The 15,704-nt window shown below is 65.4% G+C and carries 11 protein-coding genes and 1 riboswitch; of the genes, 7 read left to right on the forward strand and 4 right to left on the reverse strand.

Annotation, left to right across the window (positions count from 1 at the left end; genetic code table 11):
• Window positions 1-152 precede the first annotated feature (152 nt).
• On the forward strand, window positions 153-821 hold the full coding sequence (locus ACGYLX_RS15085) for an SDR family NAD(P)-dependent oxidoreductase (protein WP_394450467.1): 669 nt from the start codon (window positions 153-155) through the stop codon (window positions 819-821).
• Entirely contained in the window at window positions 815-2,344 is a 1,530-nt protein-coding gene (locus ACGYLX_RS15090) for a cryptochrome/photolyase family protein (RefSeq protein ID WP_394450468.1), read from the forward strand. Before ACGYLX_RS15085 ends, ACGYLX_RS15090 begins: the two co-directional genes overlap by 7 nt.
• Here the strand turns inward: ACGYLX_RS15090 and ACGYLX_RS15095 are convergent.
• Window positions 2,341-3,771, reverse strand: coding sequence for a nitrilase-related carbon-nitrogen hydrolase (locus tag ACGYLX_RS15095; protein WP_394450470.1), 1,431 nt, complete (start codon window positions 3,769-3,771; stop codon window positions 2,341-2,343). The genes ACGYLX_RS15090 and ACGYLX_RS15095 overlap by 4 nt on opposite strands.
• Before the next feature lie 205 nt (window positions 3,772-3,976).
• Between ACGYLX_RS15095 and ACGYLX_RS15100 the strand changes: the two genes are divergently transcribed.
• Entirely contained in the window at window positions 3,977-5,521 is a 1,545-nt protein-coding gene (locus tag ACGYLX_RS15100) for an MORN repeat-containing protein (protein WP_394450472.1), read from the forward strand.
• Between the two features lie 65 nt (window positions 5,522-5,586).
• Window positions 5,587-6,924 (forward strand): glutamate--tRNA ligase, encoded by a 1,338-nt coding sequence (gene gltX, locus ACGYLX_RS15105; protein ID WP_394450474.1) that lies wholly within the window; start codon window positions 5,587-5,589, stop codon window positions 6,922-6,924.
• A 106-nt stretch (window positions 6,925-7,030) separates the two neighbouring features.
• On the opposite strand, the gene ACGYLX_RS15110 is transcribed toward gltX, so the two are convergent.
• Complete coding sequence (locus tag ACGYLX_RS15110; protein ID WP_067265272.1) at window positions 7,031-7,621, reverse strand: gamma-glutamylcyclotransferase family protein; 591 nt, start codon at window positions 7,619-7,621, stop codon at window positions 7,031-7,033.
• A gap of 101 nt (window positions 7,622-7,722) precedes the next feature.
• A riboswitch (glycine riboswitch) is annotated at window positions 7,723-7,809 on the forward strand.
• Window positions 7,810-7,958: 149 nt separating this feature from the next.
• Here ACGYLX_RS15110 and gcvT point away from each other — a divergent pair.
• The 3 genes from gcvT (at window position 7,959) to gcvP (ending at window position 12,428) form a co-directional block, all read left to right on the forward strand.
• Window positions 7,959-9,092 carry a glycine cleavage system aminomethyltransferase GcvT gene (gene gcvT, locus ACGYLX_RS15115; protein ID WP_394450476.1) on the forward strand — a complete coding sequence of 378 codons (1,134 nt, stop codon included), beginning with the start codon at window positions 7,959-7,961 and terminating at the stop codon, window positions 9,090-9,092.
• Window positions 9,093-9,113: 21 nt separating this feature from the next.
• The gene (gene gcvH, locus ACGYLX_RS15120; RefSeq protein WP_271692338.1) at window positions 9,114-9,473 is read left to right on the forward strand and encodes a glycine cleavage system protein GcvH; all 360 of its coding nucleotides are present in this window, start codon (window positions 9,114-9,116) and stop codon (window positions 9,471-9,473) included.
• A gap of 108 nt (window positions 9,474-9,581) precedes the next feature.
• The gene (gene gcvP / locus ACGYLX_RS15125; RefSeq protein ID WP_394450478.1) at window positions 9,582-12,428 is read left to right on the forward strand and encodes an aminomethyl-transferring glycine dehydrogenase; all 2,847 of its coding nucleotides are present in this window, start codon (window positions 9,582-9,584) and stop codon (window positions 12,426-12,428) included.
• A 34-nt stretch (window positions 12,429-12,462) separates the two neighbouring features.
• Here gcvP and ACGYLX_RS15130 read toward each other — a convergent pair whose 3' ends face one another.
• Both ACGYLX_RS15130 and ACGYLX_RS15135 read right to left on the reverse strand, forming a co-directional pair.
• Entirely contained in the window at window positions 12,463-14,991 is a 2,529-nt protein-coding gene (locus ACGYLX_RS15130; RefSeq protein ID WP_394450481.1) for an ABC transporter permease, read from the reverse strand.
• On the reverse strand, window positions 14,988-15,656 hold the full coding sequence (locus ACGYLX_RS15135) for an ABC transporter ATP-binding protein (protein WP_394450483.1): 669 nt from the start codon (window positions 15,654-15,656) through the stop codon (window positions 14,988-14,990). Before ACGYLX_RS15135 ends, ACGYLX_RS15130 begins: the two co-directional genes overlap by 4 nt.
• Window positions 15,657-15,704 lie beyond the last annotated feature (48 nt).

Genomic DNA, 15,704 nt, shown 5'->3' on the forward strand with positions numbered 1-15,704 from the left:
GACGGCCTGTGTCATGGGAGTAGTTATACGCCCGTCTTTTCAAATGAAAAGGGGGTGTTGCGGCTTTTGTTTGCCCCTGCGTCAGCGCCGCCTATCTGCCTATAAGCAAGGGAGATCAGGATGCAGCGACAAGCGATACCATGGGCGGCGTCATGAGCGCACGGGTGCTGCTAATTGGGGCCAGCGGCGGGATCGGCGCGGCGCTAAGTGCGGCGTTGCGTGCGCGCGGCGATACGGTGACGGCCCTGTCCCGCGCGGGCGATGGGCTGGACCTGACGGATGAGGCATCGGTCAATGCCGCGCTGGAGGGGCTGAGCGGCCCTTTCGATGCGGTGATCGTCGCCACCGGCGCGTTGGAGATCGACGGGGCCACGCCGGAGAAATCGCTGCGTGCCGTCACGCAAAAGGCGATGCTGGATCAATTCGCGCTGAACGCGGTCGGCCCGGCGCTGGTGCTGCGCCACGCGGCAAGGCTTTTGCCCCGTGACAGGCGCGCGGTTTTCGCCGTGCTCTCGGCGCGGGTCGGCTCCATCGGGGACAACCGTCTGGGCGGGTGGATCAGCTACCGCAGCGCCAAGGCGGCGGTGAACCAGATCGTGCATACCGCCGCGATCGAGCTGACGCGCTCCCATCCGCAGAGCATCTGCGTCGCGCTGCATCCCGGCACGGTCGAGACGCCCTTTACCGAGAAATACCTTGGCCGCCATCCCGCCGTCCCACCGGAGGAGGCGGCGGGCAATCTGCTGCGCGTGATCGACGGGCTGACCCCGGAGGAGAGCGGCGGGTTCTTTGACTGGGCCGGAAAGGCGGTGCCGTGGTGAGTCGTTTGATCTTGGTCTTGGGCGATCAACTCTCGCTGAACCTGTCGTCTCTGCGCGAAGCGAATAAGGCGCTGGATGTGGTGGTCATGGCCGAAGTGGCGCAAGAGGCGGAATATGTCCGCCACCACCCTAAGAAAATCGCGTTGGTCTTTGCCGCGATGCGCAAGTTCGCGGGTGCGTTGGAGAAAGACGGCTGGACGCTGCGCTACACCCCCTTGGACGATCCCGAGAATGCGGGTTCCATCGTAGGCGAATTGCTCCGCCGGGCCGAGGAGACGGGCGCGGGCGAGGTGATCGTGACCGAGCCGGGGGAGTGGCGTCTGATCAACAAGCTAACCCACGCGCCGATCCCCACCCGGCTTTTGCCGGACGACCGTTTCATCGCCAGCCGCAAACGGTTCGAGGATTGGGCCGAGGGGCGCAAGGCGCTCAGGATGGAGTATTTCTATCGCGAGATGCGCCGCGAGACGGGGTTGTTGATGGAGGGCGATGACCCCGCAGGCGGAAAGTGGAATTTCGACCACGACAACCGCAAACCTCCGAAGGAAGGGCTGGATATCCCCGACCCGCTGACCTTCGCCCCCGATGCGGAGGTGGAGGCGGTGCTGGAGCTGGTGGCGGCGCGCTATGGCGATAACTTCGGCGATCTGCACCACTTTGACTTTGCCACGACGCGCGCGGAAGCCTTGCAGGTGCTGGCGCATTTCATCGCCCACGCCCTGCCGCGTTTCGGCGATTATCAGGACGCGATGCTGGAAGGGCAGCCCTATCTCTTTCACGCGCTGATTTCGCCCTATCTGAACCTCGGGCTGCTGGACCCGTTGGAAGTCTGCCGTGCCGCTGAGAAGGCTTGGCAGGCGGGGGACGTGCCGATCAACGCTGCCGAAGGGTTCATCCGCCAAATCCTCGGCTGGCGCGAATATGTGCGCGGCATCTATTTCCTTGAAGGACCGGAGTATGTAGAGCGCAACGTGCTGCGCCATGACCGGGATCTGCCCGGCTTCTACTGGGGGGCCGATACGCAAATGAATTGCCTTCGGCAGGCGATCGGCCAAACGCAGAAACACGCCTATGCCCACCATATCCAACGGCTGATGGTGACGGGCAATTTCGCCCTGCTGGCCGGGGTCGACCCGCATCAGGTGCATGAGTGGTATCTGGAGGTCTACGCCGACGCCTATGAATGGGTCGAAGCGCCCAATACGGTGGGCATGAGCCAATTCGCCGATGGCGGGGTGATCGCCTCAAAACCCTATGTCTCCTCCGGGGCCTATATCAACCGCATGTCGGATTACTGCAAAGGGTGCAGCTATAGCGTCAGCACTAAGGCGGGGCCGAAGGCCTGCCCGTTCAACCTGCTCTACTGGCATTTCCTTGACCGCCACCGCGAGCGGTTTCAGGGCAATATGCGGATGAAGAACATCTATGCCACTTGGGATCGTATGGACGCCGACCGGCGCGAAGCGGTCCTGCGCGATGCGGATAAATGGTTGCAGCGGTTGGACGCGGGCGAGACGGTCTAGGCCGTCGCTGCTTTCAAACGCGGGCCGGGAACGGTTGGCCCCTTGCGCGCCTTTGCCGCCGCCATGCGCCCTGCAATCCTCTGCGCGCTTTGCGGCGCATGGCCCGCTGCCACACAGTCATCGGCATTGCCGCCGTCCTCCAGCAGGATGCGCAGGATGGCGTCCTCTGCGCGGGCCTCTTCTGTATCGGGGGGCGGGCTGGGCGCTGGCCCTTGCATCCATGCCCGCACCGTCTTGCTGCGCCAGTCACAGAGCGCCGGCACCTCGGTTTGGTAAAGGTCTTTGACCGGGTTGAAATCCCCCATCAGGGCCGCAATCCCCATGGCGGCAGCGGATTTGTTCTGTGCGGTGAGCAGCATCTCCCCCGCGTCATCGGCCAAGGCGCGTAGCATCAAGCTACGCAGGGGAGGGGCGAGCATCTCGGCGCTGACCTCTGCCCCGAGCGCAGCCAGTTCATCCCGCAGCGCGGCGTGCAGATTGTCCGACAGCGGCACGGCAATCTGGCGGACATTCTCAGCCCCCAAAGCATCCCGCGCGATTGCCGCCGCGAGCGCGGTATCGTTCCCCTCGGCCTGTTCGATCAGCACTTTGGAAGCGCCGGTTTTGGCAGCATAGTCCCGCAGCCCCACGACCAAGGCGCGGTAGTCCCGTTCCAGCGCCTTTGGCTGCGGCGCGAAGGCGCTTTCGACGATGCTCCAGCCCTCCGGCCCGCGCTCCAGATCGACATGGGCAAGCGCTGTGTCGAAGGCGGGCATCTGCAATGCCAGCTTGCCGCCGGGGTTCAGCGCGAATGTGGCGCCGTCGAAAACCGTCTCACCCTCGCCGCCGGTCATGTTGAGGTGGATCACCGGCAGTTCCGTCTCGATCACCCGCGCGACCATGTGGTTGAGGCGCCGCTCCATCGCGCCGCGCTGATGGGGCGCGGCATGGGGGATCAGCAGCAGTTCGGCCCCCGTCTCGGCCTGCGTTTCGGCCACGTCGCCCGTCTCACCATCCGCGCCGATGGGAGAGCCGATGCGCAGCCCCGCCACCGCATAGGGGCCGCTGATCGGGGCGGGATCGAAGGGCGTGCGCGGTCGGGGCGCGTGTTGCAGCACCCTGTGCGCGATCTTTCCGCCTTGCAGAATAAGGTAAGCGTTGTGGAGCTTGCCCGCCGCGACCCACGGCGCGCCAAGTGCCAAGGCGGGGCCATTGGCGCAATGTGCGGCCAGCGCTTCAAGCTGGGCCAAGACATCGCGCTGAAAGGCAGGGTGTTGCGACAGCCCTTGCGCGTCATGCCCGGTCAGGAAGAGTTCGGGCAGGGCGACCATCTGCGCGCCTGCATCGCGCCCGGCCTGCCATGCGTCGCGGGCCAATGCCGCGTTGCCGGTCAGATCACCGGCGGTGGGGTTCAACTGCCCGAGGGTGAGGCGGAAACGGTCTGGCATGGCAAGGCTCCGGGCTGGCTGGCATCGGGTGGATCTAGCAGATCGGACCGGGGGCGAAACCCCCGTGCGCAGACCTGACCCGCAGCACCGGGTGCGCGGGATCCGCCCAAACCGGCGTACCCCTCTTGCAAACACGTTGCCTCTGCCCTCTATCACCCGTAACCTCGGGCCGAATGCCACTTAACGAGATCGGGAATTTCCGCCCATGTTGCACCGCAGCCTGCCCCTCTGTCTGATCGCCCTTCTGGCCACGCCGCTTGCGGCGCAGGACGGGCAGGTGCTGACCAAGGAATATGACGACGGCGGCATCTATGAGGGCACCTTTCAAGGCGGTCTTCAGCATGGCACCGGGACCTATAAGCTGCCCAATGGCTATGAATACTCCGGCGAATGGGTCGAGGGGGAGATCAAGGGCGAGGGCGTTGCACGCTTCCCTAACGGATCGGTCTATGAAGGCAATTTCGCCAAGGGCAAGCCCGACGGTCTGGGCAAGATCACCTTTGCCGATGGCGGCACCTATGAGGGCGAATGGGAAGCGGGCGCGATCATGGGGCAGGGCGTGGCGATCTACGCCAACGGCGTGCGCTATGAGGGCGAGTTCCGCAACGCCAAACACCACGGCAAAGGCGTGATGCAAAGCCCCGGTGGCTATGAATACAAGGGCGATTGGGTCGATGGCGTCAAACAGGGCGTCGGCACGATCACCTATCCCGATGGCGCGGTCTATGAAGGTGAGATCGAAGCCGGCAAACGCAGCGGCGAAGGCACGCTGACCATGCCCGACGGGCTGGTCTATGTGGGCAAATGGAAAGACGGCCAGATCGACGGCACCGGCACACTGACCCAACCCAATGGCGACGTCTACGAAGGCACGCTGGTCGCGGGCCGCCGTGAGGGCAAGGGCAAGGTCACCTATGAAAACGGTGACACCTATGAGGGCGATTTCAAGGATGACCGCCGCGACGGGCAGGGCACCTTCACCGGCACCGATGGCTATGTCTACACCGGCTCTTGGGTGGCCGGGCAGATCGAAGGCGAGGGGCAGGTGACCTATCCCGACGGGTCGGTCTATGTCGGCACCTTCCGCAATGATCTGGCCGATGGCACGGGCAAGATCACCTATCCCGATGGCTCCACCTATGAAGGCGAATGGGTCGCCGGGGTGATCGAGGGCGAGGGCATCGCCACCTATACCAACGGCGTGGTCTATGAAGGCGCGTTCAAGGACGCCCGTAACCACGGCCAAGGCGTGATGACCTATGCCGATGGCTACCGCTATGAGGGCGGCTGGCAAGACGGCCAGCGGCATGGGCAGGGCAAGGCGACCTATCCCGATGGCACCGTTTACGAGGGGGCCTTTAGGAACGGTCAGCGCCACGGTCAGGGCAAGATCACCATGGCCAGCGGTTTCGTCTATGAGGGCGAGTGGACCGAGGGTGAGATCGAAGGGCAGGGTGTTGCGACCTATGCCAATGGCGATGTCTATGAGGGCACCTTCAAAGCGGGCAAGCGGCAGGGCAGCGGCACCATGCGCTATGCCAGCGGCGAGGAAGCCTCGGGCGAATGGGAGAATGGCGCGCTGAGTGATGAGACCGCCGGGGCCGAAACCTCGGAGGCGGCGGAGGCGGCTTCGGAAGAGGCTGGCGATGAAGAAACGGCCACCGAAACACCCGCCCCCGAGGACAGCACCGGCGCGGATACGTCAGAGGCCACGCCCGCGCAGACCGGCACCGCAGCAGACGGGGGCTGACCCCCGCCTTTGCTGGACAACGCCCGCGCCCTGTGGCAAGCCCGCGCGCAACAGGAGTACGCCAGATGTCCAACCCCACAATCACCCGTTTCGCCCCGTCCCCCACTGGCTATATCCATGTGGGCAACCTGCGCACCGCGCTGATGAACTACCTCATCGCGCGCAAGGCGGGCGGCACTTTCATTCTGCGCATCGATGACACCGATCCCGAGCGCAGCAAGGAAGAATATGTCGACGGCATCAAGCAAGACCTCGAATGGCTGGGTCTGGAGTGGGACCGGGTCGAACGTCAGTCCGAGCGGCTGGATCGCTACCACGCCGCCGCCGATGACCTGCGCGAAAAGGGCCGTTTCTACGAGGCTTTCGAGACGCCGACAGAGCTGGACCTCAAGCGCAAGAAACAGCTCAACATGGGCAAGCCACCGGTCTATGACCGCGCCGCGCTGAACCTGTCGGACGAAGAGAAAGCCGCCCTGCGGGCCGAACGCGGCGATGGGGTCTGGCGCTTCAAGCTGGATCACGCGCGGATCGAATGGGATGATGGCATCCTCGGCGATATCTCCATCGACGCGGCCTCGGTCAGTGACCCGGTGCTCATCCGCGGCGACGGGCAGATCCTTTATACATTGGCGAGCGTTGTGGATGACACCGAGATGGGCGTGACCCATGTGGTGCGCGGCTCGGACCATGTGACCAACACCGCCACGCAAATCCAGATCATGGAGGCGCTTGGGCAGGGTGCTGTCCCCTCCTTCGCGCATCACTCGCTGTTGACCGGCCCGCAGGGCGAGGCGTTGAGCAAGCGTTTGGGCACGTTGGCGCTGCGCGATCTGCGCGAGCAGGGGGTGCAGCCCTTCGCGCTTCTGAGCCTGATGGCACGGCTCGGGTCCTCCGATCCGGTGGAACTGCGCACGGATATGGCAGAGCTGATCGACGGCTTTGACATCAACCGCTTCGGCTCCGCCCCGACGAAATTCGACGTGGCTGACCTCTTCCCGCTGACTGGGCGCTACTTGCAGCAATTGCCGCTGGAGGCCGTGAAAGACGACATCACAGCGCTTGGCGTGCCGGAAGGCAAGGCCGCGCAGTTCTGGGCCGTGACGCGCGAGAATGTCTCGACCTTGAAAGACCTCGGCCCCTGGTGGGCCATGTTCCGCGACGGGGCGGAGCCGGTGATTGCCGAGGAAGACCGCGAATTCGTGGCGCAGGCCATGCTGCTGCTGCCCGAAATGCCCTTCGATGAGACCACTTGGTCCAGCTGGACCGCAGCGGTCAAGGAAGCCACGGGCCGCAAGGGGCGCGGGCTGTTCCGGCCATTGCGTCTGGCGCTGACGGGGCAGGAGCATGGGCCGGAGATGGCGCAGGTGATGCCGCTGTTGCAGGTGGTGAAGGCGCGCGGCTGATTGGCGGGCTTGGGGGCTTGAGGCAGCCTTCCGGGGGCGCTGCCCCCGGACCCCCGAGGGTATTTGAGAAAGGATGAAGGAAGTTTTGGGGGGCGTGTTTTGGCCCTTAGAAGTTCCTTGCGGCGAAGGTTGTTTCGGCGCGTTCTTTGATCTGCACTGATAGGCGTTCCATGTGGTGGTCGACCACGGCGGTTTCCGCCTCTGTCAGCGTTTGGTGGCGCGGGTAGAGGGGGGCTGCGCGGTCGTCGAGGATGGGCGTGTCCCAGCCGTCGGTCGTGTCGAAAAAGCGTGCCGCGCCCTCGGTGCCGAATTCGCGCAGGAAGCCTTGGACCACCACATCGAGATAGCTGAGCAGGATGACGTGATCGCCGTGGGTCACCGCGATGTCGGCGGGGATGGCGTAATGGGCGATGTCGGGGGCGGGGGTCAGGTCATGCACCACTGCACCGCCTGAAGCATGGCGTTCGTAGCTGTATTCGCGTTTGTCCAGCGCTGCCCAATCCGCGCCCGGCACGGCGGCGATCAGCCCGTCGATCCGGGTGGCGGGGTGCTGCACCACGGAAAGATAGACGATATCGCGGCCTTCGGTGCGGACCCATTGGCGGCGCCAACCGTCGAGCTGCGCCGGGCGGGCGTCGGGGTAGCTATGGGTGTTGCGGTTCACGAGGCTGCCGTAGCCAAAGAAATAGGGGGTCATGCGGGGTGCTTTCCATCTGCCGTGTTGCCGGTAAGAAAACATGTGTCGCATCCGCTCACAAGCATGCTTGACGCAGAGGTATGCCCCAGCATACGAAAGGCCCAATCGTCACGGGAGAATCGGTTAACACCGATGCCGAAGGAGCAACCGCCCCGGAAACTCTCAGGCCCCAGGACCGTGATGTGACCAAGACTCTGGAGAGGGGCGCGGATGCGCACGCCGAAGGGATAACGATCTCAGGCGGAAGGACAGAGGGGGCATCAGGCGCAGCATTTGCGGCGCCGAGGTGCCGGCATGGTCAAAAGGTCATCCGGAAGCGACAGGAAAGGCGAACCGGATGAGCGATCTCAAGCAGACGGCATTGCATGATTTGCATGTGGAACTGGGGGCCAAGATGGTGCCCTTCGCGGGCTATTCCATGCCCGTGCAATACCCCCTTGGCGTGATGAAAGAGCACCTGCACACCCGCGCCGCCGCCGGGTTGTTTGATGTGGGCCACATGGGGCAGGTCGTCGTTCGGGCGAAGTCTGGCAGCTATGAGGATGCGGCTTTGGCGATGGAGCGGCTCGTGCCGGTTGATGTGCTGGGCCTTGGGGAGATGCGCCAGCGCTATGCCATGTTTACTGATCCCAATGGCGGTATTCTGGATGACCTGATGTTGGCCAATCTGGGCGACCATCTGTTTGTCGTGGTGAATGCCGGGTGCAAGGATGATGACATCGCCTTGATGCGCGAGGCCCTGTCGGACAGTTGCGAGATCGAGGTGCCGGAGGACCGCGCGCTGCTGGCGTTGCAGGGGCCGCAGGCCGAGGCCGCCTTGGCGCGGTTGCAGCCCTCGGTCGCGGATATGAGATTCATGGATGTGGCGCGGGACGTCGATCTTGATGGGATCACCGTCACCCTGTCGCGCTCGGGCTACACCGGGGAGGATGGCTACGAGATTTCCGTCGCCAATGGTGACGCGATGGCGCTGGCGCAGAAGCTTTTGGCGATGGAGGAGGTCGAACCGATCGGCCTTGGCGCGCGGGACAGTCTGCGGCTGGAAGGCGGGCTTTGCCTTTATGGCCACGACATCGACACCACCACCACGCCGGTTGAGGCGGCGCTGAACTGGGCGATCCAGAAGGTGCGGCGCGAGGACGGCGACCGCGCGGGCGGTTTCCCGGGCGCGGGGGTGATCTTGCAACAACTGGCCGACGGCGCGCCGCGCAAGCGCGTGGGTTTGCTGCCCGAGGGGCGCGCGCCGATGCGCGAGGGGGTCGCCATTTATGATGCCGCCGAGGGTGGCAATGAGGTTGGCCGCGTGACCTCGGGCGGCTTTGGTCCGACGGTTGGCGGCCCGGTTGCCATGGGATATGTCAGCGCCGAGCATGCGAAGGTCGACACTGCGCTTTGGGGCGAGGTGCGCGGCAAGCGCTTGCCACTGACTGTCACGAAAATGCCGTTCGTCGCGGCGAACTTCAAACGCTGAATCTACACAGGGAACTCCATTATGAAATTTACCGAAGAGCATGAATGGCTGCGCGTCGAGGGTGACGAAGTGGTCGTGGGCATCACCACGCACGCCGCGGAGCAGCTGGGCGATGTCGTATTCGTGGAACTGCCCGACGAAGGCACCACCGTCAGCAAGGATGACGAGGTCGTGGTCATCGAATCCGTGAAGGCGGCGTCGGACATCCTTGCCCCCATCGACGGTGAAATCACGGAAGTGAACGGCGCGCTGACCGACAACCCCAGCATGGTCAACGACGACCCGCAGGGCGAGGCGTGGTTCTTCAAGATGAAGGTCTCTGACGCCAGCCAGATGGACGACTTCATGGACGAAGCCGCCTATCAGAAATTCATCGGCTAAAACCGCCGCGCGCGCCGGGGGACCGGCGATGCTGATCACCTGCGTCGCCCCATGGGCGGCGCGCCACAAACAGGGGGCGCCCTGCCGCGCCGTGACGAGGAACCCGACATGAGCTTCAAGCCCACCGATTATCTGCCCTATGATTTCGCCAACCGGCGTCACATTGGCCCGTCCCCTTCCGAGATGTCTCAGATGCTCGACACCGTGGGCGCTGAGAGCCTTGATGCGCTGATCGACGACACGTTGCCGAAAGCAATCCGCGCGAAAGAGCCGCTCGACTTCGGCAAGGCGATGAGCGAGCGCGAAGTGCTTGAGCACATGCGCCGCGTCGCGGGCAAGAACAAGGTGCTCACCAGCCTGATCGGCCAAGGCTACCACGGCACCGTCACGCCCCCGGCGATCCAGCGCAACATCCTCGAGAACCCGGCGTGGTACACCGCCTATACGCCCTACCAGCCCGAGATTTCGCAGGGCCGCCTCGAAGCGCTGCTGAACTTCCAGACCATGGTGAGCGACCTCACCGGGCTGGAGATCGCCAACGCCTCGCTGCTCGACGAGGCCACGGCCTGCGCCGAGGCGATGACCATGGCGCAGCGCAGTTCGAAATCGAAGGCCAAGGGTTTCTTCATCGACGCCAACTGCCACCCGCAGAACATCGCGGTGATGAAGACCCGCGCTGAGCCTCTGGGCATCGAGGTCATCATTGGTGAACCCGAGGAGATGGAGGCCGAGAAGGTCTTTGGCGCGATCTTCCAGTACCCCGGCACCTATGGCCATATGCGCGACTTCACCGATCACTTGGCCGCGCTGCACGAGGTCAAGGCCGTGGGCATCGTCACCGCCGACCCACTGTCGCTGACCTTGCTGAAAGAGCCGGGCGCGATGGGCGCGGATATCGCTGTGGGCAGCACGCAGCGCTTTGGCGTGCCCGAGGGTTATGGCGGCCCGCATGCCGCATACATGGCCTGCAAGGATTCCATGAAGCGTGCCATGCCGGGCCGGATCGTCGGGGTTTCCATCGACGCCCATGGCAACCGCGCTTACCGCCTCTCGCTGCAAACCCGCGAGCAGCATATCCGGCGTGAGAAGGCGACGTCCAACGTCTGCACCGCGCAGGCGCTGCTGGCTGTGATGGCCTCGATGTATGCCGTGTTCCACGGGCCGGAAGGCTTGAAAGCCATCGCGCAGCGCATCCACCGCAAGACAGTGCGTCTGGCCAAGGGGCTGGAGGCCGCGGGCTTCGAGGTGCAGCCGGATGCCTATTTCGACACGATCACCGTCGAGGTCGGCCCGCTGCAGGCCGCGGTGATGAAATCCGCCGTGGACGAGGGCATTAACCTGCGCCGCGTGGGCGAGACCCGCGTCGGCATTACGCTCGACGAGCGCACCCGCCCTGACACGATCGAGGCGGTCTGGCGCGCCTTCGGCATCCGTCAGGCGGATGATGATTTCACGCCCGAGTACCGTCTGCCCGAGGGGCTGCTGCGCACGAGCGATTACCTCACGCACCCGATCTTCCACATGAACCGGGCCGAGACCGAGATGATGCGCTACATGCGTCGCCTCGCGGACCGCGACCTCGCGCTCGACCGGGCGATGATCCCCTTGGGCTCCTGCACGATGAAGCTGAACTCCGCGGCCGAGATGATGCCGGTGACATGGCGCGAGTTCTCGCTCATTCACCCCTTCGTGCCCGCCGATCAGGCGCTTGGCTATCAGGAAATGATCGACGATCTCTCGGAGAAGCTCTGCGAGATCACCGGCTATGACGCGATTTCCATGCAGCCGAACTCCGGCGCGCAGGGCGAATACGCGGGCCTTCTGACCATTGCCGCCTATCACCGCGCCAAGGGCGAGGGGCACCGCAACATCTGCCTCATCCCGATGAGCGCCCACGGCACCAACCCAGCCTCGGCCCAGATGGTGGGCTGGAAGGTCGTGGTGATCAAGACCGCCTCCAACGGCGACATCGACCTTGAGGATTTCCGCGCCAAGGCCGAGCAGCACAGCGAGAACCTCGCCGGCTGCATGATCACCTATCCCTCGACCCACGGCGTTTTCGAGGAGACCGTGCACGAGGTGACCAAGATCACCCATGACCACGGCGGGCAGGTCTATATCGACGGGGCCAACATGAACGCCATGGTGGGCCTGTCCCGCCCCGGCGATCTGGGCGGCGACGTGAGCCACCTGAACCTGCACAAGACCTTCTGCATCCCGCATGGCGGCGGCGGCCCCGGCATGGGCCCCATCGGCGTGAAATCGCACCTGATCGCGCATCTGCCGGGCCACCCGAACGAGGAAGGTGCCGCTGTTTCCGCCGCGCCCTACGGCTCGCCCTCACTGCTGCCGATCTCTTGGTCTTACTGCCTGATGATGGGCGGGGACGGGCTGACGCAGGCGACCCGGGCGGCGATCCTCAACGCCAACTACATCGCCAAGCGGCTCGAAGGGGCTTACGACGTGCTCTACAAAGGCCCCTCTGGCCGGGTGGCGCATGAATGTATCATTGACGTGCGCCCCTATGAAGAGACGGCGGGGATCACCAACGAGGATGTCGCCAAGCGTCTGGTCGACTGCGGCTTCCACGCGCCGACCATGTCTTGGCCGGTGGCGGGCACGCTGATGGTGGAGCCGACCGAGTCCGAGACCAAGGCCGAGCTGGACCGTTTCTGCGATGCCATGCTGGCGATCCGCGAAGAGATCCGCGAGATCGAGGAAGGCCGCATGGACCGCGCCAACAACCCGCTTAAGAACGCGCCGCATACGGTGGAAGATCTGGTGGTGGAATGGGGCGACCGGCCCTACAGCCGCGAGCAGGGCTGCTTCCCGCCCGGTGCCTTCCGCGTCGACAAATACTGGCCCCCGGTCAACCGCGTCGACAACGTGCATGGCGACCGGAACCTGATCTGCACCTGCCCGCCGCTGGAGGATTACGCCGAAGCGGCGGAGTAAGGCTCAGACCCAGAAACCACCTAAGGGCGCGGGATCATTCCTGCGCCCTTAGCATATCCGCGGGCCGCGCGTTCAGTGCCTTCAGCGCAAAGCCCAGACCGGCCAGCACCGTGGCCAAGACGCCGCCCGCGATGATCAGAAGCGCATTGGGCCAGACCACGGCGAAATCAGTCTCCATAACAAAATGGCTCACGGCCCAGCCACCGGTGATCCCGGCCAGCAGCGCCACCGCCCCGGCAAAGAGACCGAGCAGCGCGGCGCGCAGCACAAAGCTGGTGGCGATGGCGCGGCGCGAGGCGCCCATGGTTTTCAGCAGCGCCGCCTCATAGCTGCGCGCGCCGGTGCCTGCGGCGGCGGCCCCGATCAGCACCATGAACCCCGTCGCCAGCGTGGCCAAGGCGCCAAAGGAAATGGCAGAGGCGAGCCCGGCCAGCACGGCCGCGACGCGGTCGATCGCATCGCGCACGCGGATGGCTGTGATGTTCGGGTATTCGCTGGCAAGATCGCGCAGGATCGCGGCCTCCGCCTTGGGTTCGGCATAGACGGCCGAGATGAAACTATGCGGCGCGCCTGCAAGGGCGGCGGGGTTCATCGTCAGCACGAAACCGATCCCGGCGGTCGAGAAATCGACCTCGCGAAAGCTGGTGATCGTGCCGGTGATGTCGCGGCCAAGGATGTTGACGCTGAGCGTATCGCCCAGTTCCAGCCCGATCTCTGCGGCCTCTTCGGCGGCAAAGCTGATTTGCGGATCGCCGCTGTAATCCTGCGCCCACCATTCCCCCGCCGTGATGCGCGTGTCTTCGCCCGGCTGCGCGGCATAGGTCACCCCGCGGTCGCCGCGCACGACCCAGTGATCGCCCGCGACCTCACGCGCGGGACGTCCGTTGATCTGGGTGATCACGCCGCGCAGCATCGGGGCGCTTTCGATGCGCGACACGGCCGGATCGCCCTCAAGCCGCGCGGTATAGCCGGGCATCTGGTCTTTCTGGATGTCGACGAAAAAGTAGGAGGGTGCCACGTCGGGCAGGTTGCCCGAGATTGCCCGGCGCAGGTTGCCGTCGATCTGCCCCACGGCAGCCAGTACCGAGAGGCCAAGGCCAAGCGCCAACACCACCGCCGTCGCCCCTTCGCCGGGGCCGCCGATGGCCGCCAGGGCCCACCGCAGGCGCGGATGGCCCCGCGCCCGGCGGGCCGCAGCACGGGCCAGCAGACGCAAGAGTGCCGCCGCCAGCGCCAGCACCACCAGCGTCAGGGCCAAGCCGCCCAGTGTCCAAAGCGTGAGCGACCACGAGCCGTTAAACCAACCCGCCAGCGCAAGCAGAGCGGCCAGCAGCAGCGCCATCGCGACGAGGTAGGGCGCGGCGGGCCAAGGCGATTGCCGTTGCCAATCGTCGCGGAACAGGGTCGCGGCGCGAACATCGGCGCTGCGCGCGAGCGGCCAGAGGGTGAAGAGTGCAGCGGTCAGCAGCCCGTAGAGTGCGGCCTCAATCAATGGGGCGGGGTAGATGGTGAAACGCGCGGGCAGGGGCAGGCTTGCCTCAATCAGCGGCGAGAGCAGCAAGGGCAGCCCCGCCCCGATCAGCAGGCCAAGGGCGACCCCGACCATGGCCAGAATGCCGACTTGGATGAAATAGGTCTGAAAGATCGTTGCGCGGGATGTCCCCATGGCGCGGAAGGTGGCGATGACGGCGGTTTTGCGTTGCAGATAGGCCCGCACCGCTGCTGCCACGCCGACCCCGCCGACGGCAAGGCCCGAGAGCCCGACGAGCACCAGAAAGGCGCTCAGCCGTTCGACGAAACGCGCCACGCCCGGCGCGCCGTTGCGCGCGTCGGTCCAGCGCATCCCGGCATCGGCAAAACGCGCCTTGGCCTCGGCTTCGAGCGGGGCGAGGGCGGTGCCCTGGGGCAATTCGAGACGGTATTTGCTGTTGAAGAGCGTGCCGGGGGCAAGCAGGCCGGAGCCTTCGAGTGCCGCGCGTTTGACCAGTGTGCGGGGCCCAAGGGAAAATCCGCTGGCGGCGGAATCCGGTTCGCGTGTGATCAGCGCGGTCAGGGTGAACTCCGCCTCGCCAAGGGCGAAAGTGTCACCGGGGGAGAGGGCCAGCCGATCCGCCAGTGCCCGTTCCATCACCGCGCCGGGCAGGGCGGTGGCGGGCGCGAGGGCTTCTTCCAACGGCAGGGCGGGGTCCAGAACCATCTCGCCGATCAGCGGATAGAGGTCATCGACCGCCTTGACCTGCGTGAGCGCGCGTTCTGAGGTCTCGCCCGCGCCGGTGACGGCCATGGAGCGGAACTCGACGATCTCGGAGACGCGCGTGGCGCGTTCGGCCATCCAGTCGCGCTCTTCGGGGGTGGCGAAACGGTAGGTGAAATCAAGCTCGGCATCTCCGCCCAGAAGGGCCGCGCCCTCGGCCTCCAACCCGGCTTCGATCGCTGCGCGGACGGTCCCGACAGCGGCCAGCGCGGCCACGCCGAGCGCAAGACAGGCCAGTAGCAGGCGAAAGCCGCGCAGGCCGCCGCGCATTTCCCGGCGGGCGAAACGGGCGGCAAGGCGCAGGCTCATGCGAGGCGCCCGTCGCGAAGTTCCACCACCCGGTCGCAGCGCTGCGCCAGATCATCGGCATGGGTAACCAGCACCAGCGTCGCGCCATGGCGGTCGCGCAGTTCAAACAGCAGGTCCATGATCGCGGCCCCGTTGCGGCTGTCGAGACTGCCTGTCGGCTCATCCGCCAAAAGGATCGCGGGGCGGGGTGCTGCGGCGCGCGCGAGTGCCACGCGCTGTTGCTCGCCGCCCGACATCTGCGCGGGATATTGGTTGATCCGGTGGCCCAGTCCGACGGCCTCAAGCTCGGCCCGGGCGCGGTCAAAGGCGTCATCGGCACCGGAAAGCTCCAGCGGGGTGGCGACATTCTCAAGCGCGGTCATGGTGGGGATGAGGTGGAAAGACTGAAAGACGATCCCCATGCGCCCCTGCCGGAACCGGGCCAACCCGTCTTCGCGCAGCGCGCTCAGGTCGTGACCGAGGGCGGTGACCTTGCCGCCCGTGGCGCGCTCCAGCCCGCCCATGACCATCAGAAGCGAGGATTTCCCCGACCCGGAGGCGCCGGTCAGCGCGATGCTCTCGCCCTGCTGGACCTGCAGCGAAATGCGGCGCAGAATATCGAGGGGGCCGGCATTGCCCTTGAGGCTCAGCGTGACATCTTGAAGGTCATAGACAGGGTCGCTCATCGGGCCGCCTTTGTTCTGGGTATCAGTTGGATATGGAGGTCCGCGAAG

The sequence above is a fragment of the Sulfitobacter sp. 1A13496 genome (assembly GCF_043557225.1).
GTDB classification, from domain to species: Bacteria; Pseudomonadota; Alphaproteobacteria; order Rhodobacterales; family Rhodobacteraceae; genus Sulfitobacter; species Sulfitobacter faviae.

What these genes read in the sequence shown, in the direction of transcription:
- ACGYLX_RS15085 (WP_394450467.1), top strand. Translation starts at nt 153, where the DNA reads ATGAGCGCACGGGTGCTGCTAATTGGGGCCAGCGGCGGGATCGGCGCG.
- ACGYLX_RS15095 (WP_394450470.1), bottom strand. Translation starts at nt 3,771, where the DNA reads ATGCCAGACCGTTTCCGCCTCACCCTCGGGCAGTTGAACCCCACCGCC.
- ACGYLX_RS15100 (WP_394450472.1), top strand. Translation starts at nt 3,977, where the DNA reads ATGTTGCACCGCAGCCTGCCCCTCTGTCTGATCGCCCTTCTGGCCACG.
- gltX (WP_394450474.1), top strand. Translation starts at nt 5,587, where the DNA reads ATGTCCAACCCCACAATCACCCGTTTCGCCCCGTCCCCCACTGGCTAT.
- ACGYLX_RS15110 (WP_067265272.1), bottom strand. Translation starts at nt 7,621, where the DNA reads ATGACCCCCTATTTCTTTGGCTACGGCAGCCTCGTGAACCGCAACACC.
- gcvT (WP_394450476.1), top strand. Translation starts at nt 7,959, where the DNA reads ATGAGCGATCTCAAGCAGACGGCATTGCATGATTTGCATGTGGAACTG.
- gcvH (WP_271692338.1), top strand. Translation starts at nt 9,114, where the DNA reads ATGAAATTTACCGAAGAGCATGAATGGCTGCGCGTCGAGGGTGACGAA.
- gcvP (WP_394450478.1), top strand. Translation starts at nt 9,582, where the DNA reads ATGAGCTTCAAGCCCACCGATTATCTGCCCTATGATTTCGCCAACCGG.
- ACGYLX_RS15130 (WP_394450481.1), bottom strand. Translation starts at nt 14,991, where the DNA reads ATGAGCCTGCGCCTTGCCGCCCGTTTCGCCCGCCGGGAAATGCGCGGC.
- ACGYLX_RS15135 (WP_394450483.1), bottom strand. Translation starts at nt 15,656, where the DNA reads ATGAGCGACCCTGTCTATGACCTTCAAGATGTCACGCTGAGCCTCAAG.